Origin of the sequence: Paramixta manurensis (assembly GCF_013285385.1) — a bacterium.
Taxonomy (GTDB): Bacteria; Pseudomonadota; Gammaproteobacteria; order Enterobacterales; family Enterobacteriaceae; genus Paramixta; species Paramixta manurensis.
In genome coordinates this window covers 1,276,626-1,302,566 of the sequence record NZ_CP054212.1, presented here as the reverse complement: position 1 = coordinate 1,302,566, position 25,941 = coordinate 1,276,626, and the positions used below count along the sequence as shown (strand labels likewise).

The 25,941-nt window shown below is 52.1% G+C and carries 28 protein-coding genes, 1 other RNA gene and 1 other annotated feature; of the genes, 17 read left to right on the top strand and 12 right to left on the bottom strand.

The window, feature by feature from the left end; all coding sequences use genetic code 11:
- Positions 1–21: 21 nt before the first annotated feature.
- Positions 22–1,959: a DNA polymerase III subunit gamma/tau gene (gene dnaX, locus PMPD1_RS06345; RefSeq protein WP_173636132.1), complete on the bottom strand. Its 1,938-nt coding sequence runs from the start codon at positions 1,957–1,959 to the stop codon at positions 22–24.
- Positions 625–686: a sequence feature (DnaX frameshifting element), on the bottom strand. Its footprint overlaps the gene before it by 62 nt.
- A gap of 80 nt (positions 1,960–2,039) precedes the next feature.
- Positions 2,040–2,591 carry an adenine phosphoribosyltransferase gene (gene apt, locus PMPD1_RS06340; RefSeq protein ID WP_173633247.1) on the bottom strand — a complete coding sequence of 184 codons (552 nt, stop codon included), beginning with the start codon at positions 2,589–2,591 and terminating at the stop codon, positions 2,040–2,042.
- Positions 2,592–2,821: 230 nt separating this feature from the next.
- Between apt and priC the strand changes: the two genes are divergently transcribed.
- Both priC and rsmS read left to right on the top strand, forming a co-directional pair.
- On the top strand, positions 2,822–3,343 hold the full coding sequence (gene priC / locus PMPD1_RS06335) for a primosomal replication protein PriC (protein ID WP_173633246.1): 522 nt from the start codon (positions 2,822–2,824) through the stop codon (positions 3,341–3,343).
- A 50-nt stretch (positions 3,344–3,393) separates the two neighbouring features.
- Positions 3,394–3,540, top strand: coding sequence for a pleiotropic regulatory protein RsmS (gene rsmS / locus PMPD1_RS06330; RefSeq protein ID WP_173633245.1), 147 nt, complete (start codon positions 3,394–3,396; stop codon positions 3,538–3,540).
- A gap of 1 nt (position 3,541) precedes the next feature.
- Here the strand turns inward: rsmS and acrR are convergent, their stop codons facing one another.
- The gene (gene acrR / locus PMPD1_RS06325) at positions 3,542–4,186 is read right to left on the bottom strand and encodes a multidrug efflux transporter transcriptional repressor AcrR (protein ID WP_173633244.1); all 645 of its coding nucleotides are present in this window, start codon (positions 4,184–4,186) and stop codon (positions 3,542–3,544) included.
- A 142-nt stretch (positions 4,187–4,328) separates the two neighbouring features.
- On the opposite strand from acrR, the gene PMPD1_RS06320 reads away from it, so the two are divergent.
- The 4 genes from PMPD1_RS06320 to ykgO all read left to right on the top strand — a co-directional run bounded on the left by PMPD1_RS06320 (position 4,329) and on the right by ykgO (position 9,260).
- Complete coding sequence (locus PMPD1_RS06320; protein WP_173633243.1) at positions 4,329–5,531, top strand: efflux RND transporter periplasmic adaptor subunit; 1,203 nt, start codon at positions 4,329–4,331, stop codon at positions 5,529–5,531.
- Between the two features lie 17 nt (positions 5,532–5,548).
- Positions 5,549–8,701 (top strand): multidrug efflux RND transporter permease subunit AcrB, encoded by a 3,153-nt coding sequence (gene acrB, locus PMPD1_RS06315; RefSeq protein ID WP_173633242.1) that lies wholly within the window; start codon positions 5,549–5,551, stop codon positions 8,699–8,701.
- Between the two features lie 151 nt (positions 8,702–8,852).
- The gene (locus PMPD1_RS06310; RefSeq protein WP_173633241.1) at positions 8,853–9,110 is read left to right on the top strand and encodes a type B 50S ribosomal protein L31; all 258 of its coding nucleotides are present in this window, start codon (positions 8,853–8,855) and stop codon (positions 9,108–9,110) included.
- 9 nt (positions 9,111–9,119) lie between these two features.
- On the top strand, positions 9,120–9,260 hold the full coding sequence (gene ykgO / locus PMPD1_RS06305) for a type B 50S ribosomal protein L36 (protein ID WP_173633240.1): 141 nt from the start codon (positions 9,120–9,122) through the stop codon (positions 9,258–9,260).
- Between the two features lie 44 nt (positions 9,261–9,304).
- On the opposite strand, the gene PMPD1_RS06300 is transcribed toward ykgO, so the two are convergent.
- From PMPD1_RS06300 to PMPD1_RS06290, 3 genes are read right to left on the bottom strand one after another with little or no spacing between them, the layout of a single operon-like run.
- On the bottom strand, positions 9,305–10,183 hold the full coding sequence (locus PMPD1_RS06300) for a metal ABC transporter substrate-binding protein (protein WP_173633239.1): 879 nt from the start codon (positions 10,181–10,183) through the stop codon (positions 9,305–9,307).
- A 29-nt stretch (positions 10,184–10,212) separates the two neighbouring features.
- A complete protein-coding gene (locus PMPD1_RS06295; RefSeq protein WP_173636131.1) occupies positions 10,213–11,052 on the bottom strand; it encodes a metal ABC transporter permease in 840 nt (279 codons plus the stop codon).
- Complete coding sequence (locus PMPD1_RS06290; RefSeq protein WP_173633238.1) at positions 11,052–11,744, bottom strand: metal ABC transporter ATP-binding protein; 693 nt, start codon at positions 11,742–11,744, stop codon at positions 11,052–11,054. The genes PMPD1_RS06295 and PMPD1_RS06290 overlap by 1 nt, the downstream gene beginning before the upstream one ends.
- A gap of 431 nt (positions 11,745–12,175) precedes the next feature.
- Between PMPD1_RS06290 and PMPD1_RS06285 the strand changes: the two genes are divergently transcribed.
- The 3 genes from PMPD1_RS06285 (at position 12,176) to hha (ending at position 13,308) form a co-directional block, all read left to right on the top strand.
- Positions 12,176–12,529 (top strand): hypothetical protein, encoded by a 354-nt coding sequence (locus PMPD1_RS06285; protein ID WP_173633237.1) that lies wholly within the window; start codon positions 12,176–12,178, stop codon positions 12,527–12,529.
- Between the two features lie 150 nt (positions 12,530–12,679).
- On the top strand, positions 12,680–13,060 hold the full coding sequence (gene tomB, locus PMPD1_RS06280; RefSeq protein ID WP_173633236.1) for an Hha toxicity modulator TomB: 381 nt from the start codon (positions 12,680–12,682) through the stop codon (positions 13,058–13,060).
- 29 nt (positions 13,061–13,089) lie between these two features.
- Positions 13,090–13,308, top strand: coding sequence for a hemolysin expression-modulating protein Hha (gene hha, locus PMPD1_RS06275; protein ID WP_173633235.1), 219 nt, complete (start codon positions 13,090–13,092; stop codon positions 13,306–13,308).
- Between the two features lie 28 nt (positions 13,309–13,336).
- Here the strand turns inward: hha and yczE are convergent, their stop codons facing one another.
- Positions 13,337–13,948, bottom strand: coding sequence for a membrane protein YczE (yczE, locus tag PMPD1_RS06270; RefSeq protein ID WP_173633234.1), 612 nt, complete (start codon positions 13,946–13,948; stop codon positions 13,337–13,339).
- Positions 13,949–14,032: 84 nt separating this feature from the next.
- Between yczE and yczR the strand changes: the two genes are divergently transcribed.
- Positions 14,033–15,454, top strand: coding sequence for a MocR-like transcription factor YczR (gene yczR / locus PMPD1_RS06265; RefSeq protein WP_173633233.1), 1,422 nt, complete (start codon positions 14,033–14,035; stop codon positions 15,452–15,454).
- A 77-nt stretch (positions 15,455–15,531) separates the two neighbouring features.
- Here the strand turns inward: yczR and PMPD1_RS06260 are convergent, their stop codons facing one another.
- Positions 15,532–16,482, bottom strand: a complete 951-nt coding sequence (locus tag PMPD1_RS06260) for a sugar-binding transcriptional regulator (protein ID WP_173633232.1) — start codon at positions 16,480–16,482, stop codon at positions 15,532–15,534.
- Between the two features lie 190 nt (positions 16,483–16,672).
- On the opposite strand from PMPD1_RS06260, the gene dalD reads away from it, so the two are divergent.
- The 5 genes from dalD (at position 16,673) to PMPD1_RS06235 (ending at position 22,377) form a co-directional block, all read left to right on the top strand.
- Complete coding sequence (gene dalD / locus PMPD1_RS06255; protein WP_173633231.1) at positions 16,673–18,061, top strand: D-arabinitol 4-dehydrogenase; 1,389 nt, start codon at positions 16,673–16,675, stop codon at positions 18,059–18,061.
- Positions 18,062–18,221: 160 nt separating this feature from the next.
- Complete coding sequence (locus PMPD1_RS06250) at positions 18,222–19,535, top strand: ABC transporter substrate-binding protein (protein WP_173633230.1); 1,314 nt, start codon at positions 18,222–18,224, stop codon at positions 19,533–19,535.
- Positions 19,536–19,635: 100 nt separating this feature from the next.
- Positions 19,636–20,505: a carbohydrate ABC transporter permease gene (locus PMPD1_RS06245; protein WP_173633229.1), complete on the top strand. Its 870-nt coding sequence runs from the start codon at positions 19,636–19,638 to the stop codon at positions 20,503–20,505.
- 10 nt (positions 20,506–20,515) lie between these two features.
- On the top strand, positions 20,516–21,346 hold the full coding sequence (locus PMPD1_RS06240; protein WP_173633228.1) for a carbohydrate ABC transporter permease: 831 nt from the start codon (positions 20,516–20,518) through the stop codon (positions 21,344–21,346).
- An 11-nt stretch (positions 21,347–21,357) separates the two neighbouring features.
- Positions 21,358–22,377: an ABC transporter ATP-binding protein gene (locus tag PMPD1_RS06235; protein WP_173633227.1), complete on the top strand. Its 1,020-nt coding sequence runs from the start codon at positions 21,358–21,360 to the stop codon at positions 22,375–22,377.
- Positions 22,378–22,586: 209 nt separating this feature from the next.
- On the opposite strand, the gene PMPD1_RS06230 is transcribed toward PMPD1_RS06235, so the two are convergent.
- From PMPD1_RS06230 to ffs, 3 genes are all read right to left on the bottom strand, one after another.
- A complete protein-coding gene (locus PMPD1_RS06230) occupies positions 22,587–22,925 on the bottom strand; it encodes a DUF1493 family protein (RefSeq protein WP_173633226.1) in 339 nt (112 codons plus the stop codon).
- Positions 22,919–23,377, bottom strand: coding sequence for an STM2901 family protein (locus PMPD1_RS06225; RefSeq protein ID WP_173633225.1), 459 nt, complete (start codon positions 23,375–23,377; stop codon positions 22,919–22,921). Before PMPD1_RS06225 ends, PMPD1_RS06230 begins: the two co-directional genes overlap by 7 nt.
- Positions 23,378–23,690: 313 nt before the next feature.
- Positions 23,691–23,787, bottom strand: an RNA gene (gene ffs, locus PMPD1_RS06220) — signal recognition particle sRNA small type.
- A 135-nt stretch (positions 23,788–23,922) separates the two neighbouring features.
- Here ffs and PMPD1_RS06215 point away from each other — a divergent pair.
- Positions 23,923–24,234 carry an MGMT family protein gene (locus tag PMPD1_RS06215; protein ID WP_173633224.1) on the top strand — a complete coding sequence of 104 codons (312 nt, stop codon included), beginning with the start codon at positions 23,923–23,925 and terminating at the stop codon, positions 24,232–24,234.
- Between the two features lie 35 nt (positions 24,235–24,269).
- Here the strand turns inward: PMPD1_RS06215 and PMPD1_RS06210 are convergent, their stop codons facing one another.
- Positions 24,270–24,827, bottom strand: coding sequence for a YbaY family lipoprotein (locus PMPD1_RS06210; RefSeq protein WP_173633223.1), 558 nt, complete (start codon positions 24,825–24,827; stop codon positions 24,270–24,272).
- A 229-nt stretch (positions 24,828–25,056) separates the two neighbouring features.
- Between PMPD1_RS06210 and tesB the strand changes: the two genes are divergently transcribed.
- Positions 25,057–25,917, top strand: coding sequence for an acyl-CoA thioesterase II (tesB, locus tag PMPD1_RS06205; protein ID WP_173633222.1), 861 nt, complete (start codon positions 25,057–25,059; stop codon positions 25,915–25,917).
- The last annotated feature ends 24 nt before the right edge of the window (positions 25,918–25,941 follow it).

Here is a 25,941-nt window from a genome sequence, read left to right as displayed (position 1 = left end):
ACAATACGCTTATGCGGCGTTTCAAACGGGGCGAATACTCTCTTCATCTACATCGGCGTCAAAAAACCGACGTAGAGTCTGAATATGCGTATCCGCAATTATCGACTGACGCGCCTGCGCCAGTTTCTCTTCATAAATTTTTTGCCGCCACTCCAGCGGCGTTAACACCGCCGGATTATCATCTTCAATGATAGTGAGTTCAACCTTCTGCGCAGCCGCGGCGCTTAGCGCTTCTGCCAGCACCTGTTGCGCCGATGCGGAGTTCAGATGGCGCTGGGTGGAGCGCAAATGAAGGCAGACACCCTGCTCAGTTTGCTCTTTCCAGGCATTAAGCGCCAACTGTTGCACCAGTTTCGGCAGGGTTAAACTTGCCACCTCTGCCGCCCAACTATCACGTTGCTGGGCTTCTTCCTGCAATCTCGCTGCCAGTTCCGGCGTCTTTTCATGTTCTAACGCCGAGCGTAGCGCTTTAGGCGTGGCAACCGGCGCGGGCGCCTCCACCGGCACAGTTTGCGCTTTCCAACGATATGCCTCTTTCTTTACCGCTACGGCGGCGGATGCTTGCGCGGATTGGCGTTGCTGCTGACCACGTTCGGTAACCGACGCCAGACGCTCCAGGGCCGAGCTTGCCGGCCGCGCATTTTGCGCCGCCGGTTCACTCTTTTTTGGTTTGTTTACTCCTTGCTGACGCATCAATTGAGTGCGCGCCTGGAGTAGCTGATGTGTGGTATCCGGTAGATGCGCCGTCGGCGCTTCGGCAGGCGGCGGCGAGCCTGAAGGTACCGGCGCAGGACGAGGTGCCTCGGCAGAGGTCGCTGACGGCGATGTCTGCGGAATCATACTCGGGCGCGCAACGGGCTCGGCAATCACCGCATCAGGATGAAACGCCAACGCACGCAACAGCGTCATTTCAACGCCCATGCGCCGATCCGGCGCCAGCGGTAACTCTTTTCGCCCCACTAACAGCGTTTGGTAGTAGAGCTGAACGTCCGCCGGCGGCAGCACACGCGCCAATTCACGCAGGCGTTGCTCAATCATTGCAAACTCATCTCCTAACGCGGAGGGCTGGAGTTGCACCATGGCGATACGGTGCAGCAAACGTAGCATCTCTACTAGTAGCGCTTCCCACTCTACGCCGCGTGATGCCGCCTGGTTCAATAACGCCATCACCTGCTGACCATCGGCCTCAACCAACGCCTCAATTAACGCCAGCGGCTGGTCATCATCCAGCGTTCCCAGCATCGCGCTGACCGTTTCGGTGGTAATTTGCCCCTGCCCCATAGCGATCGCTTGATCGGTCAAACTGAGTGCATCGCGCATACTGCCATCGGCAGCACGCGCCAACAGTTGCAGCGCGCGTGGCTCGGCGGCGATCTGTTCTGCGTCAAGAACCCGCGCCAACTGCGCGCGGATTTGCTCAACATCCAGTGCTTTAAGATGAAATTGCAGGCAGCGTGAAAGGATGGTGACCGGCAATTTTTGCGGGTCGGTCGTCGCCAGCAAAAATTTCACGTGCTCAGGCGGCTCTTCCAGCGTTTTTAACAGAGCGTTGAAGCTGTGGCGCGATAACATATGCACTTCATCGATCAGGTAAACTTTGAAGCGCCCGCGCGCCGGAGCATATTGTACGTTATCCAGCAGGTCGCGCGTGTCTTCCACTTTGGTGCGCGAGGCGGCATCGATCTCGATCAGGTCAACAAAACGCCCCTGCTCAATTTCACGACAGTTATCGCACTGCCCGCATGGCGTTGCGGTAATACCGGTTTCGCAATTCAGCCCTTTCGCCAATAAACGCGCGATAGTGGTCTTACCGACGCCGCGGGTGCCGGAAAAAAGGTAGGCGTGATGGATGCGGCCAAGCGACAGGCCATTTGCCAGCGCTGTCAGGACATGCTCCTGACCGACAACATCAGAAAACGCTTGTGGGCGCCACTTGCGGGCAAGTACCTGATAGCTCATTTGTTTGTGGGATGCGTTGATAAACCAATGAGTCATGCTAACACAGCCCCACCTTTACGGCGAGGCTGAAGGTCGGGAACTTAGTGCCCCGGGAAGGCGACAAGGCTATAGCTATTGATACCCATCGCTTTCAGGCGCGTTTCGCCGGTCAGATCGTAGAGATTAATCACAAACGCGGCGTCTTTCACTTCACCGCCCGCGCGACGAATCAGTTTCACCGTCGCTTCAATAGTGCCGCCGGTTGCCAAAAGATCATCAACCACTAACACCAAATCTCCGGGCTGAATAGCGTCACAATGCAACTCCAGTTGATCGGTACCGTATTCCAGTTCATAGCTTTCGCTGAAGGTTTTACGCGGTAATTTACCCGGTTTACGCACTGGCACAAAGCCAACGCCAAGGCCTAACGCCACCGGTGCGCCAAACAGGAAACCGCGCGCTTCAGTGCCAACGACTTTGGTAATCCCTTTATCGCGATAGCGTTCAACCAACAGTTCAATCGCGGTTGCGTAGGCTTTCGGCTCTTCCAACAGACTGGTGACATCACGAAACAGGATACCCGGCTTCGGGTAGTCCGGAATACTTTTGATACTGTCTTTAATTAATTCAAGCTGCTGCGCAGTCGCGGTCATAATCTTATGCCTGGTGAATACAAATCTGACTCGCGCAGCTTCACTTCACGCTGACGGCCATAGCCGCAGACGGAATAGTGTTCAACCAGGGAAGCCACGCACGAAAACGACCAAATCTAAGCAAAGCGCAGAATAATTGCAACCGTGACGAGGCGAATCGCCGGTTTTATTGCTTTCCATCAACCGCCGGCAGGTGCAACATACTCCTCCTCGCGCCCTGGAGAGAAAACATGTTACATCAACGGCTACTGCAACATCTGGATGCTCAACTGGCACAACTGACGCAGGCGATAGCGCAATCGACCACCTATGCCGGTTCGCAACCGCGCTTTGACCAGCAACTTTTTCAGTCACGCGGCAACCAACTTAAGGATTATTTAGCCGAAGCGCGCCAAACTTGCGATCGCTTAAAACGGCATATTGCCGATGGTAACCGGGAACGCACGGCTTGGTTAGCTGAGCACGCAACGGCACAGTTAGAGGCTTTACGGCGCGAGATAGCCACACAACACCTGCGCGATACGCGCCAATCGGCGACCAGCGCGCAACAGAGATTAGGTGAAAAGGTGGCCGAGTATTACAGGTTTGAGCAACGTCTCCGGGCAATGTTAGCGGAGCGTGAAACTCAACTGGGGCGCGTGGAAACGTTACAACAACAGCAACATATTCAGCGAGAGTTGGTGGCGCTGGAGGAGCGGCTGGCGCGTTGCCAGAGCGCGCTGGCGAGCCTCGAGCGCGAGCTGATCCGGTAATCTATCTGCGCTTAGCGTAATTGGAACGGTATAAAAGAGAGAACAGGACCATGTCATTAGAAAATGCCCCTGAGGAAATCCAACTGGCGGTGGATTTGATTATGCTGCTGGAGGAACATGAGATTGCGCCGCAAACCGTACTGGCGGCGCTGGAGATAGTGAAACGTGATTTTGAAAAGAAGCTGGAAAATGGCTAAGTTAGCGCGTCGCCACATCGCGCAAGCTATGGCTGTTTTTTAACGTGTCCAACAAGGTTTCCACCAACGCTGGGGCGTCGGCGGCGATGTCGAAACTTTCAGGCATAAATAGCCAGTTTTCCATGATGCCGCTAACATAGCCGCGCGTAATTACCGCCGCCCGGCGGGTATTAAGGTCAGCCGGCAGTTGCCCTTTCTCTATGCACTCGCGAAAGATGTCTTCTATCTTTTCGTAACACTCCAGATACAAATTTTGCTGCATCATTTGTAGCGTGGTCATCTCCCCTACAAACTCACATTTGTGGAAAATGATTTCCATTAAAGAACGTCTGCGCGGATCGCGCGCGGTTGCTTCAAAAACATAGCGCAGCATGGCGCGCAAGACGGAAAGTGGATCGGAAGGGTATTTTATTTGATACTGTTGCTCTAAGTCTTCCAGACCGGACTCAGATTGCGCCCAAATTTCATTTAATAAATCGGTTTTATTTTTGAAATGCCAGTAAATCGCACCGCGTGTGACACTCGCCTCTGCGGCGATATCGGCCAACGACGTTGCCGACACGCCATGTTCAGAAAAACGCGTAATGGCCGCCTCAATAATTTGATTCCGTGTTTCAAGGGCTTGCTGTTTGGTTTTTCGTGCCATAATCGGTGTTATTTACAATGGGGTAGATTTACATACATTTGCGAATGTATGTACCATAGCATGACCCTAACTTAAACGCAGCAATGGGTATTACGGTTTGTGATCCATTGACCAATCGATATCGGACTCTAGAGGTTTATTTATGAAAAAAAACAGAGGGTTGACGCCTCTGGCGGCCGTCCTGATGCTTTCAGGCAGCTTCGCGCTAACAGGATGTGATGAAAATAAATCCCAACAAGCCGGCCAACAGCAGGCACCTGAGGTTGGTGTGGTCACGTTGAAAAGCGAACCGTTAAAAATCACTACCGAGCTTCCAGGCCGTACTTCCGCGTTTCGCGTTGCAGAAGTTCGTCCGCAGGTTTCGGGCATAATTTTGAAACGTAATTTCGTTGAAGGCAGTGATATTAAAGCGGGCGAGTCTCTTTATCAGATCGACCCGGCCACCTATCAAGCCGCCTATGATAGCGCTAAAGGCGATTTATCTCAGGCGCAAGCTAATGCGCAAATCGCCGCGCTGACGGTGAAACGCGATAAGTCGTTGCTGAGCTCTAAATACGTTAGTCAGCAAGACTATGACCAAGCCGTCGCTACGCAGATGCAAACCGCCGCTGCGGTTGAAGCGGCGAAAGCCAACGTTGAAAGCGCACGTATCAACCTTGCTTATACCAAAGTCACTTCGCCGATTAGCGGCCGCATTGGTAAATCATCGGTAACCGAAGGCGCACTGGTTCAAAGCGGCCAAACTAACGCTCTGGCCACCGTACAACAACTTGACCCCATCTATGTCGACGTGACGCAATCCAGTGATGATTTTATGCGTCTACGCCAGGAACTGGAATCCGGCAAGTTGCAACAGATCGACGGTAAGGCCAAGGTCACGTTGGTGACGTCTAACGGTAACCAATACAAGCAAGTCGGTACATTAGAATTCTCTGATGTCACCGTAGACCAGACCACCGGCTCTATTACCTTACGCGCGGTGTTCCCGAACCCTGACCATAGCTTGCTGCCGGGGATGTTTGTGCGCGCCAGCCTTGATGAAGGTACTAACCCGAACGCGCTGCTGGTTCCACAACAAGGTGTAACTCGCACGCCAACCGGTCAGGCCAGCGTAATGGTGGTGGATCAGAATAATAAAGCGCAGCCGCGTATTGTTACCGCCGACCAGGCGATTGGGGATAAATGGTTGATTACCGATGGCCTTAAGCCTGGCGACCGTGTCATTACTGTGGGTATTCAGCGTGTGAAACCGGGCGCGCCGGTCACACCAAAGGAAGTTTCAGAAGACGCCAAACCGGATGCAGACCCACAATCTCAGGCGCCATCTGACAAAACTCAGTCTTAAACAGGAGCCGTTGATACATGGCTAAGTTCTTTATCGATCGCCCCATCTTCGCGTGGGTAATCGCCATTATTATTATGCTGGCGGGCGCGCTATCGATCCTGAAATTACCGATAGAGCAATACCCAAGCGTTGCTCCGCCGGCGATTCAGGTTCGTGCCGTTTACCCTGGCGCGGATGCGAAGACCCTGCAGGATTCTGTCACCCAGGTTATCGAACAAAACATGAATGGTATTGATGGGCTGATGTATATGTCCTCAAACAGCGATTCATCCGGTAACCTGCAATTAACGCTGACCTTTGAATCCGGTACCAACCCGGATATTGCCCAGGTTCAGGTGCAGAACAAACTGCAACTGGCGATGCCTTTGCTACCTCAAGAAGTGCAACAGCAAGGCTTGATGGTGCAGAAATCCTCCAGTAGCTTCCTGATGGTTGCCGGCTTCATCAACACGAACAACAGTATGACGCAGAGCGATATTGCCGATTACGTTAGTTCTAATATTAAAGACCCCATTAGCCGTGTGCCTGGGGTTGGTGATACCCAGATCTTCGGTGCGCAATATGCGATGCGTATCTGGATGGATCCGCACAAACTGAACAACTTCCAGCTCACGCCGGTTGATGTGATTAGCGCAATTAATTCTCAGAACGCCCAGGTTGCGGCCGGTCAGTTAGGCGGTTCACCGCCGGTGAAAGGCCAGCAGTTAAACGCCTCGATCATTGCGCAAACCCGTCTGACCTCTACCGATGAGTTCGGCAAAATTTTGCTGAAAGTGAATCCGGATGGTTCCCAGGTTCGGTTGCGCGATGTGGCGCACATTGAGCTTGGCGGTGAGAACTATGAGGTTATCGCTCGCTTTAACGGTCAACCCGCCTCCGGGATCGGGATTAAGCTTGCCACCGGCGCTAACGCCCTTGATACCGCCGCGGCGGTAAAAGCGGAGTTGTCTAAGCTTGAACCTTACTTCCCGGCCGGTTTGAAAGTCGTGTATCCGTACGACACCACGCCATTTGTTAAAATCTCGATTAATGAAGTGGTTAAGACGCTGTTCGAAGCGATCGTGTTGGTGTTCCTGGTGATGTATCTGTTCTTGCAGAACTTCCGTGCCACCTTGATTCCTACTATCGCGGTTCCGGTGGTGCTGTTGGGGACTTTTGCCATCATTAGCGCCTTTGGTTACTCGATAAACACCCTCACGATGTTCGGAATGGTGCTTGCCATCGGTCTATTGGTGGATGACGCCATTGTGGTGGTGGAAAACGTTGAGCGCGTCATGGCCGAGGAGGGGCTTCCTCCCAAAGAGGCCACGCGTAAATCAATGGATCAGATCCAGGGCGCGCTGGTGGGGATCGCGCTGGTGCTGTCGGCGGTATTTATTCCGATGGCATTCTTCGGCGGCTCCACCGGGGTTATCTATCGCCAGTTCTCGATTACTATCGTTTCGGCGATGGTGCTATCGGTCATTGTTGCTTTGATTTTGACCCCTGCCCTGTGCGCCACGATGCTAAAACCGGTCGAAAAAGGCGGTCACGGTAAAACCACCGGCTTCTTTGGTTGGTTTAACCGCGTGTTTGATAAGAGCACCCACCATTATACCGACAGCGTTGGTCACATTGTACGCAGCACAGGGCGCTATTTGGTTATCTACCTGCTGATCGTCGTTGGTATGGCTTATCTGTTCTTACGCTTACCCACTTCCTTCCTGCCGGAAGAGGATCAGGGTTTGCTGCTGGCGCAGGCACAATTACCGGCTGGCGCCACCCAGGAACGTACTCAGAAAGTATTGGATCAGGTCACTCACTACTTCCTGACCAAAGAGAAAAACAACGTGGTGTCGGTGTTTACCGTTAACGGCTTTGGTTTCGCCGGACGCGGGCAGAATACCGGTATTGCGTTTATGAGCCTGAAACCCTGGGATGAACGCGGAGGAGCGGAAAATAAAGTTCCGGCCATTGCGGGCCGCGCCATGCAAGCGCTGGGCGCGATTAAAGATGCAATGGTGATTCCGTTTAACCTACCGGCGATTATTGAATTGGGTAACGCCACCGGTTTTGACTTCGAACTGATCGATCAGGCTAACTTAGGTCATGAAAAACTGACTGAGGCGCGTAACCAGTTGTTCGGCATGATTGCTCAGCATCCTGATACGCTGGTGGGTGTCCGTCCTAACGGCCTGGAAGATACGCCGCAGTACAAACTGACCATCGACCAGGAAAAAGCGGAGGCGTTAGGGGTTTCCATTTCGGATATTAATACCACCCTCGGCTCTGCATGGGGCGGAACCTACGTCAATGACTTTATTGACCGTGGTCGCGTGAAGAAGGTGTACGTCATGGGCCAGGCCGATTCGCGTATGTTGCCGGATGATATCAACAAATGGTATGTCCGCGCATCCAACGGCGAGATGGTGCCTTTCTCCTCCTTCTCATCTGCAAGATGGCAGTACGGTTCGCCGCGTCTGGAACGTTATAATGGCTTACCGTCAATGGAAATTCTCGGACAAGCCGCACCGGGCAAAAGCTCTGGTGATGCGATGAATCTGATGGAACAGTTGGCGTCGAAATTACCGACCGGTATTGGCTATGACTGGACCGGTATGTCCTATCAGGAACGTCTGTCCGGTAACCAGGCTCCGGCGCTGTATGCCATTTCACTGATTGTGGTGTTCTTGTGTCTGGCCGCCTTGTATGAAAGCTGGTCGATTCCGTTTGCGGTAATGCTGGTGGTTCCGCTCGGTGTTATCGGTGCGTTAATCTTCACCACTCTTCGCGGCTTGAGTAACGACGTGTACTTTGTGGTGGGCTTGTTAACCACCATTGGTCTGTCGGCGAAGAACGCCATCCTGATCGTGGAATTTGCTAAGGATCTGATGGAGAAAGAGGGCAAAGGCTTGGTTGAAGCAACATTAGAAGCGGTCCGTATGCGTTTACGTCCAATTCTGATGACCTCGCTCGCCTTTATTCTCGGCGTGTTGCCATTGGCAATCAGTACCGGCGCAGGTTCCGGCGCGCAGAACGCGGTAGGTACCGGCGTAATGGGCGGTATGGTGACCGCAACCATTCTGGCGATCTTCTTCGTGCCGGTATTCTTCGTGGTGGTACGACGTCGCTTCAGCAAACATAAAGAAGAACTGGAACCCGGTTCTGAGCGCGAACAGCACCATCATTAAAGCTTTTCGCTGAATAAAGAGGCCGCTTATCGCGGCCTCTTTTTTTTGCCTTGATAACCTTTCCCTCATGCCGCCGTCGGCCAAACATTGCATTATTTCTCTTCCCGGCGCATAATAATGATATGTTATAACATTTCAAAAGGAGTAAGCCATGAAGACGGGCATTCATCCGCAATATCGTCCGGTGGTATTTCATGACACCAGCGCAGATCGCTATTTTAAAATTGGTTCAACCATAAAAACTGACCGCACCATTGAGTTTGAAGGGGCCACCCTACCCTATGTCACGCTGGACGTCTCTTCCGCCTCTCATCCTCATTACACCGGCAAACAGAAAGAGTTTGCCAAAGAAGGCAGCACCGCACGCTTTAATCAGCGGTTTGGTCGTTTTATCGGTGCAAGAAAATAGAGGTGTGCCATGCAAGTATTAAGTTCATTACGCTCAGCGAAAACGCGTCATAAAGATTGCAAAGTGGTTCGTCGACGCGGGCGAATTTACGTCATTTGTAAAACCAATCCGCGCTTTAAGGCGGTACAGGGAAGAAAGAAAAAACGTTAGTGTCGTGTGATATGATTTAGCCGGATTCGCATCCGGCTTTTTTTTTACTTCATACTTTGAGCAATGGCCTCAACATTGTGCTTAAAGGCTGCCGTGTAGGTTGCCGCCGGGCCTGTTTTGGTCGATAACGCTTCCGGATAGAGTTCGCCGCCAGGTTTTGCCCCGGTTTCGGACGCAATCTGTTGCACCAGACGAGGATCGGTTTGGTTCTCAATAAAGTAAGTGTGGATATTCTCCGCCTTCAGTTGTTTGATCAGCGAAGCGACATCACTGGCGCTGGCTTCCGCCTCGGTGGAGAAACCGACCGGCGCAAGGAAAGAGACGCCATAGCGTTGCCCAAAATACCCAAAGGCATCGTGGCTGGTTAACACCTTACGGCGTTGGGCGGGGATCGCATCAAATGTCTGCTTCGCCCACTGGTCGAGTTTAGTAAGCTGGCTAATGTAGGCTGCGCCATGCTGGCGGAAATAGGCCGCGTCGTCCGGGTCGGCGGCAATCAGCGCATTCATGACATTGGTTGCGTAGGTCACACCATTTTGCATGCTATTCCAGGCATGAGGGTCGGTAACAGTTTCACCATCCTCTTCCATTTTGCGAGTACTAATCCCATCCGAAGAAACAACCACCTTTCCTTTATAGCCAGATGCGGTAATCAAACGCGACATCCATCCTTCCAGGCCTAATCCGCTAACAAACACCACATCGGCTTTCGCCAACGCCTGGCTATCCTGCGGCGTCGGCTCAAAGGTGTGCGGGTCGCCATTTGGGCCAACCAAACTTTTCACCTGAACGTGTTCGCCCCCGACGTTGCGCACAATATCGGCCAGAACGGTAAAGCTGGCGACGGCATCCACTTTTTTGGCTAATGCCAATGGGCTGGCAAACAGCGCGGCAACGGCCAGCGCAACCGGTAACATCTTCATTCTGACTCCTTAATATCCTCTAGACAAAATTAGCGGCGACGTAACAGGCCGCCGCATGGCCCCACTAAAACCGAAATGAAAAACAGTATCGCGGCAGCCAGGACCACAGCGGGCCCGGCGGGTAGCGAAAGATAAAAAGAGACGAAGAGGCCGGATAAACTGGCAAAAATCGCTAATAACATGGCGGCCAGTAAAATCCCCGACAGGCGTCGACTCCAGAAGCGTGCGCTGGCGGCAGGCAGCATCATTAATCCAACCGACATCAACGTACCCAAAACCTGGAAACCAGAAACCAGATTAAGCACCACCAGAATAAGGAAAATGGCATGCACCAACGGTGCGCTCCATCGGCTCTGCGCGCGTAGAAAGGAGGGATCGAAGGCATCCATCACCAACGGTCGATAGATCAGCGCTAACATCAAAATGCTGAACGTAGAAATGGCGCCGACCAAAGCGATAGCCTGAGCATCCACCGCTAATAGTGAACCAAACAGTACGTGGAGCAGGTCAACGCTTGAGCCGCGTAACGAGACGAGTGTGACGCCGAGCGCCAGCGAACCGAGATAAAAACCGGCAAAACTGGCATCTTCCTTTAGCGGTGTAAAACGGCTCACAACACCCGACATTAGCGCCACCGATAAGCCCGCAATAAAGCCACCGATCCCCATCGCCACCAACGATAAACCAGAAACCAAATAGCCAATCGCCGCACCTGGTAACACCGCGTGTGACAACGCATCGCCCACCAGGCTCATACGCCGTAGCAGCAGAAAAACACCCAGAGGCGTCGCGCTAAGTGAAATAGCCAAGCAGGCTACCAATGCCCGACGCATAAAGCCGAATTCAATAAAAGGCTGTACTAATGACATCATAAGGAAGCGCCTGCCTGCCGTGGAGAAGAAGAAAGTAACGACAGATGCGAGGTCGGCGGCGACCAAATGGCTTGTTCACGCTGCAGGCATAGCACTTCAGGAAACCATTCATCGACCACAGCGCGATCGTGCAAGACCACGATCATGGTACGTCCCTGCTGATGTTGTTCACGCAGCAGCGCCAGTAACAAGTCAACCGTTTGGCTATCAATACCGCTAAAAGGTTCGTCGAGTAATAATAGTGATGCTTGCTGCATTAATAAGCGGGCAAACAAAACTCGCTGTAATTGTCCGCCGGAAAGTTCATCGGGTTGCGCATCGGCAAAATCAGCCATTTTGACTTTACTCAGGCTAGCCATAATTTCATTGCGTAGCGCACGGCCAATCCTTTTAAACCAACCGCTGCGTTGCCAACTCCCCATCGCCACCAGATCAAATACGCTGATCGGAAATTGCTTTTCAATTTCCGATTGCTGAGGCAACCAGCCGATTTGCGACCGAGGAACCCCAAGCGTATAGTTGCCGGCAACCGGAGGTAATAAACCGGCCAATGTTTTTAGCAGCGTCGATTTACCGCAGCCATTTTCCCCAACCAGCGCCATCATCGCGCCTGCGGCAATCCGTCCCTGCAATAAAGGAGTAACGGCATGCCCCCGGTATCCAGCCTGTAACTGTTCCATCGCGATCATGACGCTGCTGCCCACCAAACTAATACAGCGAGTAGCATGATCGGCGGAACGCAGCAAGCCAGGCGGGCCGCGGCCGATAAGGTATAGAGAGTGGCTTTAGGTTGGGAAAACGAGTGGGAAAAAAGCATAGCGTCATTTATCATTGAATGTGAATTATGTTATAACATAACACATACTATTGTGACCTGGCGTGTAGATGGCCGTGATTAAAGTGTTTCGAGGTATGACAAAACAATCATTTAATTGATTAGTTTTTCCAGTTAATGGTTTTAATGAGATGAATGCAACACTGCGCCACCTTAAGCCACGGCTGATAGAGATAATATCCCGAAAAATCACCTAGATAACTAACATAGCTTTTTTTACCCCTTGTAAAGCCATTGGGATAACACCACTTTGTGATTAACGACAATGAACCCTTTGAGGTAAAAATGCGCAAACTTGTCCCCTGTTCTATTTTGCAAAATGAAGCAGACCCACTAAAATTAAGGGAAATAATTCGACAGAATATTCCCAAATTAGAAAACGCATTAACTGGAAACCTTCACTGGTATTCACAAAATGCGTTGTTAGTTCCCCACTCTCTTAAAATTATAACTATCGAATCTATTGAGGCTGAGCGATATAAGATGCTCTATAGTTTTGAATGGAACGTTTTCAACGCTTGTCTTGATATCAATGCAACCGAAACCGCGCAAGAAACAGTAGAGTTTAAGATTATTCCCGGCGCGTTAGTTTTCGAGCTGATTAACGATGAACGCCCGTCAACCGCGGATGAATTGTAATTTTTAGTAATTTGAGCACGCAATATGAATTAACCTGCGTTATATTAAAACTGTCCGATCGATAAAGTACGTATTAATAATCGCTTCCAGGCCACATCACTTTAGCTATGCCGCATATCGGCCCGTGCGTATGCTATGGAGGGGAAAGAGATGGACGAATACTCGCCAAAAAGGCATGATATTGCCCAAATGAAATTCTTGTGTGAAAATCTGTATGACGAAAGCATGGCAACGTTGGGTGACAGCCACCATGGCTGGGTCAACGACCCTACTTCCGCCATAAACCTACAGCTAAATGAATTGATTGAACACATCGCGTCTTTCACGATGAATTACAAAATTAAACATATTGAAGATGGCGAACTCGTCAGCCAGATTGATGAGTATCTTGACGACACTTTTATGCTGTTCAGTAATTACGGTATTAATGCGCAAGACTTACAACGCTGGCAGAGATCGGCAAAACGTTTGTTTAACATGTTCGCGGAAGAATGCGCTCAGTTGCCGCAGCAACCCAGCCACTCATTTTAGCAACTCATTATTTTTATTATGGTTTAACAATGACTGATAAAATCCTAACGAAAACTGATTATCTGATGCGCTTAAGACGTTGCCGCTCCATCGATACCCTGGAGCGGGTTATTGAAAAAAATAAATACGAATTATCCGATGATGAATTGGCCGTTTTTTATTCCGCCGCCGATCATAGATTAGCAGAATTAACCATGAATAAGCTGTATGACAAAGTGCCGGTTTCCGTTTGGAAATACGTACGTTAATTTTAAGGGTACCGGCAGTCGCGCGGAATCAAACCACACGCTCTGCCCGTGGCTTACTATTTTTCTTCGGCTTTTGACGAAACCATGGCAAACAAAGCTGAATCAGCGGACCAATAGTCAGCGCGTACAATACCGTGCCGACGCCAAATGTTCCCCCTAATGACCAGCCAATCAACAGCACCGAAATCTCGATCGCTGTGCGTACGTTACGCACCGACCAGCCAGTGCGAGCATTGATGCCGGTCATTAGACCATCACGCGGCCCGGCGCCAAAACCCGCGCCGATATACATTCCGGTGGCAATGGCATTCACGACGATTGCCGAAACCAGAAGTGCGCTGCGCGCCACCAACGCCTCTACGGACGGAATCAACGCCAATCCGGCATCGGCGGCAACCCCAATCATAATGACGTTACTCACCGTGCCAAACCCCGGACGCTGACGTAATGGGATCCACAGTAGTAGCACTACTGCGCCGGTAAGGATAATTACCGCCCCGATATTCATCGACAGTAAATTAGCCAGCCCCAGATGAAACACATTCCATGGGTCAGTTCCCAAATCCGCACGCACAAACATCGCGGTGGAAATACCGTACAGGCTTAAACCAATATAGAGTTGCAGTAATCGATATAACATGGTGGTTCTCCGGCTGCTAAGGCTTTTATCTTCACCGGAAATGGCATTATGATTAATATCCAGTTTTCAAATAGTGGACTGCATATGTCATCCCGTCGCTTAGGAAGTCAGTCTTTACTGCGTCTGTTAGGGCATTGGCAACAATCTGCGTCGCGCGCGCCGCTATGGCGGCAGTTGGCTGACGCGCTACGTTTGTTGATCCTTGATGGCAGACTGGCGCAAGATACGCGGCTACCTGGCGAACGGGAACTGGCATCGACGCTGGCAGTGAGCCGTACCACCATTGTGAGCGCACTGGCGCAGTTGCGTGATGAAGGCTATCTGGAAAGCCGTCACGGCAGCGGTTCACGAGTGACACTTCCGGGTAGCCGTCCTATTCCCACGCTGAGTACTCCATGCGCGTCACTGGATCTTTCGACTGCCGCCCTCAGCGCTGGTCCGGAAATTCATCAAGCTTATACTCACGCGTTGGCCGCGATAGCGCCCCATCTGGCGCATACCGGTTATAATCAACTCGGGCTGTTGGCACTGCGCGAAGCGATTGCCGAGCGGTATACCGCCCGTGGTTTACCCACCAATCCCGATGAAGTGATGATCGTAAATGGTGCCGTTAGCGGATTAGCGCTGGTGCTGCGGATGCTGACCGGCCCCGGCGATCGCGTGGTGGTCGATCACCCAACCTATCCATTGGCGATTGCCGCCATCCAGGGCGCATCATGCAGGCCGGTCGGGGTATCAATGCCGCAAACCGGCTGGGATATTGACGGTTTTGCCGCCACCCTTGCTCAAACCGCGCCACGGCTTGCCTATCTGATGCCGGATTTTCATAACCCAACCGGGCGGTGTATGGATAGCGCCACCCGCGCCGCCATTACTGCCATTGCCGCTCGCACCCGAACTTCGTTAGTGGTGGATGAAACCATGGTCGACCTCTGGTATGAAGCTCCTCCCCCGCCGCCGCTGGCCGCGTTTGCTACACAAGCCACGGTAATTACGCTAGGTTCAGCGGGGAAAAGCTTCTGGGGCGGGCTGCGTCTGGGCTGGATCCGCGCCTCTACACGCACCATTGCCGCGCTGACCCAAACCCGCGATACCCTCGATTTAGGCTCTCCTTTACTGGAACAGTTAGCCACTTTATGGTTGATGCAGAACCAACAAACATTTTTACCGGCCCGCAGACAAATGCTTGCGCAGCGACGCGACCATTGCGCCGCATTAATGCGTGAACATTTCCCCGCCTGGCATTTTCAGCCGCCTTCCGGTGGGCTTTCGTTCTGGGTCGAGTTACCTGAGATGCTGGCAACGCAGTTTGCCGTGCGGGCAGAAAGCATTGGCATCCATTTAGGGGCAGGAACACGTTTTGGGCTTTCTGGCGCGTTTGACCGCTATTTACGGATGCCCTTTTCGCTGGAGCACATTGAACTGGAGCGCGCACTAATCAGCCTCAAGCCTTTATGGCTGGCATTAAATGGCACGGAACGCCCCGCCAAACGGAGTGTGGTTTAAAGGGTAAACAGCAAAGCCGGTACGATCAGAACGATGCGCGGTTGTTCATGGCATCTCTTCTTGCTCATTACCTACCATCAAGGATTAAGTAACAGCCGTTGCGCTGTCTCCTCATCGGTAACCAGCCCGTTGATCCATTTACCGCGTAATACCGCCTGAACCGCCTGGAATTTTTCCGGGCCGCCGACAAAGGCGGTGAATTGCCGGTCTGGCGCTGGGGTCACCGGGAGGCTGGTGCGGCGCCCATCCAACCGATCGGAAACCGGCGCGCCATCCTGATCGATAAAATGTCCAATGATCTCCGCCACGGCTCCAGCCGAGACCAGGCGTTCCACATCCGCAGAGGTGATAAAGCCATCCGTATGCAGCGGGCATTGGGGAGCTACCTGGCCAATGCCGCAGAAGGAAACGTCCGCCAGCCTGGCCTTGTTGTATAGCAATTTATAGATCCGGTGGTTACACCAGACCTCCCGATCCTGCGGGCTATCGGCGAACAGCGGAGCCGGCAAGATAAAGTATTTGCTGGAGGTTTTTTCCGCCATGCTGAGCGGTACATCATAATGGGTACAGGAACCATCAGAGGCAATGGCGCCAATCAGCGACAGACAACTGTGTTGCGGACGGCTTATTTCCGCCATTTCTTTCACTGCCTGGCTCAACGTGCGGCCAGAACCGAGTGCAATAATTTGGGCTTCTTCCTTATTAATGAATAACGCCATTTCTTCTGCGGCAGTGACGGCAATCATGCGGTTGATCGCTTCAGCCGGTAGCCCGGCGGAAGGCACAACCTGGCAACGCCTCAGCCCAAAGCGTTGAGCAAGCTGCGACGCCAGCAACGAACACTCCGCCACTTCGTGATGGATATTAACATGCACCAGCTCCAGCCCGGTGGCGGCAGCAACCAGGCGCTGGGCGACTTGCCGTGACACACCTAACACTTCGGCAATTTGATGCTGTGTCAGCCCGCCAATGTAGTACATCCATGCCGCTCTGGCTGCAAGCTCATGTTTTTTAAGATTTTTAACCATGCTGCCTCTAAGCCCATAGTCTGTTTGCACGCCATTATAACGATAAAGTTTCTCTTCAACTTGAATCGACATCTCTAAATTGTGATTTATTGCTGATATTTCGGGCAAATGCTCAGTTAATATTTTGTGAATACTTGCTCGTGATTTAAATATTTGCCCAGTTCATTCTTCACTCTGAGGATAATGCGTTATGACGACTTCTACACCGTGTTACTGGATGCACCTGGGGGCGGGTTCTTTCCATCGTGCACATCAAGCCTGGTATCTGCATCGTTTGCTGCAACAGGGAGATGAGAGCTGGCATATCGCCTTAGGGAACATTCGCAATGATGCCAGCGCGTTGTTAGCCGGTCTGGCGAAACAGAACGGTCAATACACATTGGAAACCGTTACCCCGGAAGGCGAGCGCGCCTGGGAAACCATCACCTCGATTAAAAAAGTACTGCCCTGGGATGAGGATCTAACCGCGCTGATAGAGCAAGGGACGGACAAGAACACTAAAGTTATCGCCTTCACCGTAACGGAAGGTGGTTACTATCTGGATACCGATCATCAGTTGGATCCGCGGCATCCGGATATTCAGGCGGATCTGTCCGGCGATGCGCGCACCATCTACGGCGCATTGGCGCGAATTTTACGCCAGCGGGTGGCACAACATGGGGCGCCCGTAACGTTGCTAAGCTGCGATAACCTGCGCCACAACGGGGAGCGCTTTCGCCATGGTTTCCTCACCTTCCTGCAATTGAGCGGCCAGACGGAATTACACGAATGGGTGAGCGCTAATACGACCTCGCCAAACACCATGGTTGACCGCATTACTCCGCGCCCCACCGCAGATATCGCCACACGTGTACTGGCGGAAACCGGCGTCAATGACGCCGTGCCGGTGATGGGCGAAGCGTTTATTCAATGGGTCATTGAGGACGATTTTATCAATGGCCGCCCGGCGCTGGAAAAGGTGGACGTCGAAATGGTGACGTCGGTATTACCGTGGGAAGAGGCTAAAATCCGCATCCTTAACGCCAGCCATAGTTGTATCGCCTGGGCTGGTACGCTGATTGGGCAATCTTATATCCATGAGAGCACCCAAACCGAGGCGATTAAACAGTTGGCTTGGGAGTATGTCACGCAAGATGTGATCCCTTCGCTGACGCCGAGCCCGTTGGATCTGGCAGCTTATCGTGATGTGGTCCTGTCGCGCTTTGGCAACCCTTATATTCAGGATACCAACCAGCGGGTGGCCGCCGATGGCCTGTCGAAAATCCCCGGCTTTATTACGCCTACCCTGACCGAATGTTATGCACGCGGCGATGAACCGCGCGCCACGGCGGTACTGCCCGCGCTGTTCTTCCTGTTTTTGCAACGCTGGCATCGCGGCGAATTACCGTATGAATATCAGGACGGCGCCATGGATGTTGATGCGCTCCATCGGATGATGGCGTCTGACGATGCGTTGACGCAATTTACCACCGATGAAACGTTGTTCGGGCCGCTGGCACAGGATGCGCGTTTTAGCGATCTGCTGCGCACTACGGTGCAGGATATGGACGCGTGGGTTACCGCACATCAGCCCTCCTAATACCGGAGCCTGGAAAGATGAAATGCTCGAAAAACCAGCATGTGATAAGCGTTCCACTTTACAAAAAATGCATTTGACAAACTTATGACCGATCGTGAGTATTTGCCATAAGAGCGGGCAAAAGCCGCATAATGCGGAAACTATTTTAGGAGAGTAAACTATGAATTTGCGTGTCCTTTTAGGGGCCTCCGTGATTTGTGCGCTGTCGGTACCGGCATTCGCTGAAACCACGCTCACCATCGCCACCGTGAACAATGGCGATATGATTCGGATGCAGAAGCTGACTAGCGATTTCACGGCGAAGCATCCGGATATCAAGCTAAATTGGGTGACGTTAGAGGAAAATATTCTGCGTCAGCGCGTGACCACCGATATCGCCACCAAAGGCGGCCAGTATGATGTGGTCACTATCGGCAACTATGAGGTGCCAATTTGGGCCAAGCAGAACTGGCTTCTGCCGCTCGATAATATGCCAGCAGACTATGATGCCAAGGACATTTTGCCTGCGGTAAGTAAGGCTTTGACGGTCAATAACAAGCTCTATGCCGCTCCTTTCTATGGCGAATCGGCCATGGTGATGTACCGGACCGATCTGGCGAAAAAAGCGGGTGTCAACATCCCGGAACAACCGACATGGACGCAGATCTTTACTGCCGCCAAGGCGATGACCGATAAGTCAAACGGTGTTTACGGCATCTGTTTGCGCGGCAAGGCGGGCTGGGGCGAGAATATCGCCTTCCTGACGGCGATGGCGAACAGTTACGGCGCGGCATGGTTTGATATGAACTGGAAGCCGGAGTTCGACAAACCGGAGTGGAAAGCGGCGCTCACCGACTATGTTTCGGCACTCACCAAATACGGCCCTCCCGGTGCCTCATCCAACGGTTTCAATGAAAACCTCGCGCTATTCCAGCAAGGTAAATGCGGCATCTGGATCGACTCTACGGTGGGCGCTGGCTTCGTGACCGATCCGAAAGAATCGAAAGTGGCTGATAACGTCGGCTTCGCACAATTCCCGAACAAAGAAGGCGTTAACAACCATGGCAACTGGCTCTGGTCCTGGAACCTTGCTATTCCTGCATCCACCAAGAAAGCCAAAGCGGCCACTGAATTTGTCGCCTGGGCTACCTCGAAAGAGTACACCGACTTGGTTGCGAAACAGCAAGGCTGGCGTGCAGCCCCTCCGGGTACGCGTACTTCGCTGTATAACAATGCCAACTACCAGAAGGCCGCGCCTTTCGCTAAGTTGACGTTGCAGTCGATTGACGCAGTAACGCCTGACCAGCCTTCCGTGCAGAAAACGCCTTACACTGGCTCTCAGTTTGTTTCGATCCCAGAGTTCCAGGCGATCGGTACCGCAGTGGGTCAGCAGTTTTCGGCAGCCGTCGCAGGGCAGCTTAAGCTCGATCAGGTGCTACAGTCGGCTCAGAGCCTGACGACGCGCGAAATGACCAAAGCGGGTTACATCAAGTAATCTTGCTGGCCGGGCGGCTCACCCCCGCCTGGCCGACTCCGGGGGCCGGTCAAACAAGACGGCCCTTTGAGTCTGGAGAGACTTGTTCGGGAGATTCAGAATGGCTACAACCCATCAGCGCTCTCTGGCGCGCTTTATGATGGCACCTTCGGTCGGCATGCTGCTGCTATGGATGATTGTGCCGCTGGGCATGACGCTGTGGTTCAGCTTCCAGAATTACAACCTCTTAATGCCGGGAATGCAAAAATTCATCGGCCTGAGCAACTACAAGTACTTCCTAAGCGATCCGGGTTTCTGGACCTCGCTGATTAATACGCTTGAAATGGTAGCCGGAGTGCTTGCAGTCAGTGTTGTGGGTGGGATCATCTTCGCTCTCCTGATCGATCAACCGATCTTCGGACAGGGTTATGTGCGAATTCTGATGATTGCGCCCTTCTTCATCATGCCGACCGTTTCAGCTTTGGTGTGGAAGAACATGTTCATGAACCCGGTGAATGGGCTTTTTGCGCAGATCTCACATGCGCTTGGTCTCCAACCGATTGACTGGCTGGCACAGCATCCGCTGCTTTCGGTCACGCTGATCGTATCGTGGCAATGGTTACCCTTCGCGACGCTCATTCTGCTCACCTCGCTGCAATCGCTTGACCGTGAGCAGGCTGAAGCCGCAGAGATGGATGGAGCCAGTGCGCTGGCGCGGTTCCGCTACCTGACGTTGCCGCATATGGGGCGTGCGATCACGGTGGTGATCTTGATCGAAACGATATTCCTGTTGTCGGTTTTCGCCGAGATTCTCGTCACCACCAATGGCGGGCCTGGTTATCAAACCACGACACTGACTTACCTCGTCTACTCGCAGGCTCTGTTGCAGTTCGACGTGGGTGGCGCATCGGCAGGCGGTATTGTGGCGGTGGTGCTGGCTAATATTGTCGCCATCTTCCTGATGCGCATGATCGGCAAGACGCTGGATTAAAGGAGCCTCAATGTCACGTACCGTATCAAATCGCCGTAAGTGGCTCTACACCGTCATCGCCTGGGGTGTGGTATTGATCATCTTCTTCCCTATTCTGTGGATGGTCATTACCAGCTTTAAGAGCGAGGGCGATGCCATCGCCACGCCGCCGAAATTTCTGTTCTTTCACTGGACGCTGGAAAACTATCACGAGGTGCAAGAGAGTTCGAATTACTTCAGCCACTTTCTTAACTCGGTCATCATCTCGCTTGGTTCGACCGCGCTGGGCCTACTGATTGCAGTGCCCGCCGCATGGGCTATGGCCTTTCAGCCAGCTAAGCGTACTAAAGACATTCTGATGTGGATGCTCTCCACTAAGATGATGCCCTCCGTCGGCGTGCTGATCCCTATCTATATTCTGTTCCAGAAGTTCGGTTTGCTTGATAACCGTGTGGGCGTGTTGGTGGTGCTGATGCTGATGAACCTGCCGATCATCGTCTGGATGCTTTACACCTATTTTCGTGAAATCCCGGCCGGGATCCTTGAAGCGGCGCGAATGGACGGCGCCGGGCTATGGAATGAGATTCGCTACGTGCTAACACCTATGGCGGTGCCCGGAATCGCTTCGACAATGCTGCTTAACATTATCCTCGCATGGAACGAAGCTTTTTGGACACTGAACCTGACCACTTCAGCCGCAGCGCCTCTCTCGGCCTTTATTGCCAGCTATTCGAGCCCTGAGGGTCTGTTCTACGCAAAACTGTCGGCTGCGAGCACTATGGCGATTGCACCGATCCTGATCATGGGCTGGTTCAGCCAGAAACAACTTGTCCGTGGCCTCACTTTCGGCGCGGTGAAATAAGGGGAAGGACAATGGGAAGCATCACCCTACAGAATGTGCGTAAAACGTTCGATGATGTGGAAATTATTCCAGGTATTGATCTGACGATTAACGAAGGCGAGTTCGTGGTGTTCGTTGGTCCATCAGGGTGCGGTAAATCAACGCTCCTGCGCTTGATCGCCGGGCTCGAAGATGTGAGCTCGGGGCAGATCCTGATCGACGGTAAGGATGTCACCAAGTCTCCCCCCGCTGGGCGAGGATTGGCGATGGTGTTCCAGTCTTATGCGCTCTACCCGCATATGACGGTGCGTAAGAACATCGCTTTTCCGCTCAAGATGGCGAAGATGAGCGAGGCAGAACAAGAGAAACGAGTGACGCGCGCCGCTGAGATCCTGAATCTCAACCCTTATCTTGACCGCCGTCCCGGTCAGCTATCGGGTGGGCAGCGTCAGCGTGTGGCAATTGGGCGCGCCATTGTGCGGGAGCCTGCGGCCTTTCTGTTCGACGAGCCGCTGTCGAACCTTGACGCAGCACTGCGCGTCAATATGCGCGTCGAGATTTCGGAGCTGCATAATACCCTTAAGAGCACGATGATTTATGTTACCCATGATCAGGTTGAAGCGATGACCATGGCCGACAAGATTGTGGTGCTGCGTGCGGGCCGGATCGAACAGGTCGGCTCACCGCTTGAGCTTTATTACCATCCGGTCAATCAGTTCGTCGCCGGCTTCATCGGTTCGCCTAAAATGAACTTTCTCGGCGGTGAAACCGCGGCACGACGCGGTGCGCATATGATCGGTATTCGTCCCGAAGATTGGGTTATTTCGCGCAGCGAGGGGCGGGTGAAAGGCCGGGTGACGGTATCCGAACACTTGGGTTCTGATACTTACCTTCACATCACCCTCGAAGATGGTAACCACATTGTTGCACGCTCACCGGGCGAATTTCCCGTCACCATTGGCGAGGAGCTATTCCTGACCGGTGCCGAGGGTAAGATCTACAAGTTTGACGAGAACGGTCGGACCACCGCAGCGCAGGAGGCCGTTGGATGAGATGTCAGGTAACACTGACCACCGTTTTTTCTGTTCATCCCATAACGCATGTTTGATTTATCTGGCGTCAGGCCGTGTCATAGTGATGCGGCCTGAACGCCTGATGAGAATTTTGCTACGGGGCGATTGAAATCGTTGCGGGGGCGGTGCCCATTCATCAGCCCCCTGGTTTTCTGCCGAAAATAACCCGCGCTTTTCTATGCAGGTCATTAATCATAGAGCCAATGCCCTGCTTTGGCTGATTCAGCAAACATACGAACGGTAAGCGGTTTTCTGGTTGCTATTATCTCATCCCTGCATTTTCGGCTTTTAAACATCCGTTTGGAAAAAGGCGTATTCTCCCAAGGAAAATAATAATGCATATCAATTTTTGATATATCAACGCCAAATTTATCACCATAATCCTCAACCGCGTAAGGAAGCTCATCCCCAGAAGAGTAGTCTTGTAAAAGAGTGTCCATTTCAAGATGGATTTTTTCTCCTCTCCACGTAACAGGAAGGGATAACTCATGGCGAAAGAACGCTAAAACCTCTTCATCAGTTACCATATTTTGTCATTACCTCGGGCTATATGGTTATAATGATTTATCGTATTGTAGGCAATTTCCATCACATCTCTTGAAAGTAAAACCCAACCAACTACCGGAATTGCTCTCCCAGTGAAAGTGCTAATTTTATGAGTCATAACGATTTTAAGCGGGCCTGGAGGGTAGCCACCAATAACAGAAGGAAGCTTTAACCCCCACGGAAACTTAGCCTTTGGAAACATTCTTCGCGCTTTTTTGGAAGCATATGACGTACCAGGCGTTGCCCCTACAAACTTTCCTCTGGTTAGAGAAATATTAAGTCCTGCAACTATTGCAACAATAGCGGCAAAGTCATCAACACCTAGTTGTTCAGCAAATTCTTCGCAAAAAATCATAAACAATAATTCAGAAGCGGTAAGATTTGATCGCCCTGCATAAAAATATGTTCCGTTTAGTTCTTCTACCGTATCCATACATCCTCTCCCTTTAGTCGAACCAAGCTTATCCTGGCGTTCCATTTGCGACCGCTTCAGAATTTCTACCAGAGTGCTTTAATAAATGAAACTCCGGCACACCATGTTTACTCCTGACTCGGGTAAACCAGCGGCTAAAGTGATAACCATAACCACTAAGACGGTAGAACCAGGCTCCATGACGAGATAGCATAAGAGGCGACATTGATCCGCGCTCTAAATGATACACAAAAGTGGTATCACTGCCGTTTCAATGCACAGATCAAAAGGGTAAAATGATGAATATCATGCGGTTAGCAGAATTGGGTGGGGGCCCTGCCAGCTACATCCCGGCACACGCGTCACCTGCTACGGCTGCTTCCTTCCGGACCTGACCGAATTCACAAGTTAGCATTGCGGGAGAACCAACCGGGCCCCCATTGAGGTGCTCAACTTCAGAGCGCAGGCATTATCAGGGAAGCACCGGGCAATTGCAAGCCGCCACCGGATAACCGTTGTTTTCTTGTTCAAACGCAGGAAAATTTTTGTTACGCAGGAAACCGACTATGTTCGAACATGATACTTTTCAACAACGCGTTTATCAGATCATCGCTGCAATACCTTATGGGCAGGTAGCAACTTATGGCGATGTCGCGCAGTTGGCCGGTTCACCACGGGCCGCACGCCAAGTGGGCGGTGTGCTAAAACGCCTACCGAAAGGCAGTAAGCTTCCCTGGCACCGAGTGATCAACCGCACCGGTAGCATTTCGCTGATTGGCGATGATTTAATGCGGCAGCGCGACGCGCTGGAAGCCGAAGGCATCGAAGTCAGCGATGACGGTAAAGTCTCGCTTGAGCATTATCGCTGGCAGCCCTAAATAACGCCCCAGCGAGGGCGTTATTTAGCAAGGGCTTAGTAGCTAGTCGGCGCAGGGATTGAAGAGGACGGTGTAACCTGCGTTGGTGAGGTTGAAGGAACGGTTGTCGCCGCACCGCTTTGCGTCGGCAACGCCACGGACGGTTCCGGCACTAACACCAACTCAGCCTTGCGGCCTCCGCTATTAATCACCGGCTGAACGTTTTCCGTAATAAAGGCCATTCTGCCGTTGATAGTGATCGCGGCGCTTAACAGAATACGTGCGTTAGGCTGTATATCGGCTGGATTAAACGGCAGCACAAACTGGAATGGCGCCTGTTTCCCTTCGGTTCTGACCACCCGCTGTGATAAGACTTTGGAAGGCGCATCGGCGACAGAAGCATCTGATAAAGTCACCGTTAAGACGGCATCCGGCGGTAACGCAATTTTTTGACGAATATAAATCGAACCGCTGACATTAGGCTGCGCAATCGCCGCCTGCTGCCCGGCCACTTGTGCGCCCAGCGTCGGGGTCGGGACATCTTTCGTTTTATCAGCACAGCCCGCGAGGGCAACTGCTAAGGCCACACCACTCATAACATGCCAGAGTTTCATTGATTTCTTCTCCTTATGATCAATGTAGGTCGACAACATAGCGTTATTGTCGAAACAGCCAAATGTCGCACTGCATAGGGGTAATTCTGGCACAAGTTAGCGATATTTTCCTTTTTCAGACATTTTCACTACATCGCTATCAAAAATAGCGGCAAATCCATTAAGTCAGTTGACGGTAACTGGTCGGATTTCGCAAACTTAGCGATAAATCAATTTTGAGGATTTCTCCATGAGCCAGGCGCTGCAAAATTTATTAAACCTACTCAATTTAGAAAAATTAGAAGAAGGGTTATTTCGTGGTCAAAGTGAAGACCTCGGCCTACGGCAGGTGTTCGGCGGTCAGGTTGTCGGCCAGGCATTGTACGCCGCCAAACAGATGGTTCCGGCGGAGCGCATTATTCACTCTTTCCACAGCTATTTTTTGCGCCCTGGTGATAGCCAGAAGCCGATTATTTATGACGTTGAAACGCTGCGCGACGGACACAGCTTTAGCGCACGGCGCGTCAGCGCGATTCAAAATGGGCAACCGATCTTTTATATGACCGCCTCATTCCAGGCACCTGAAAGCGGTTATGAACATCAAACCAGCATGCCAAAGGTGCCGGGGCCGGATAACCTGCCCTCGGAAACAGATATCGCCCGACAACTGGCGCCGTATATTCCGGAAAAAGCGCGTGAAAAATTTCTTGCTGAAAAACCGCTTGAGATCCGACCGGTAAAATTTCATAACCCGCTGAAAGGTCATGTTGATCAACCAACGCGTCAGGTATGGATTCGCGCCAACGGCGCAATGCCGGAAGATAAACGCATTCATCAGTACTTATTGGGATACGCCTCAGACTTCAACTTCCTGCCTGTAGCGCTTCAGCCACATGGGAAAGGCTTTCTCGAACCGGGTATGCAAGTCGCGACTATCGATCATTCCATGTGGTTCCACCGCCCATTCGATCTTAATCAATGGTTGCTCTACAGCGTCGAGAGCACGTCCGCTTCCAGCGCGCGTGGGTTTGTACGCGGTGAGTTCTTTACCGAGCAGGGAACGCTTGTCGCCTCGACGGTACAGGAAGGCGTAATGCGTCAACGCAGTTAGTCGGCATGTTCGTCGCAAAAAATA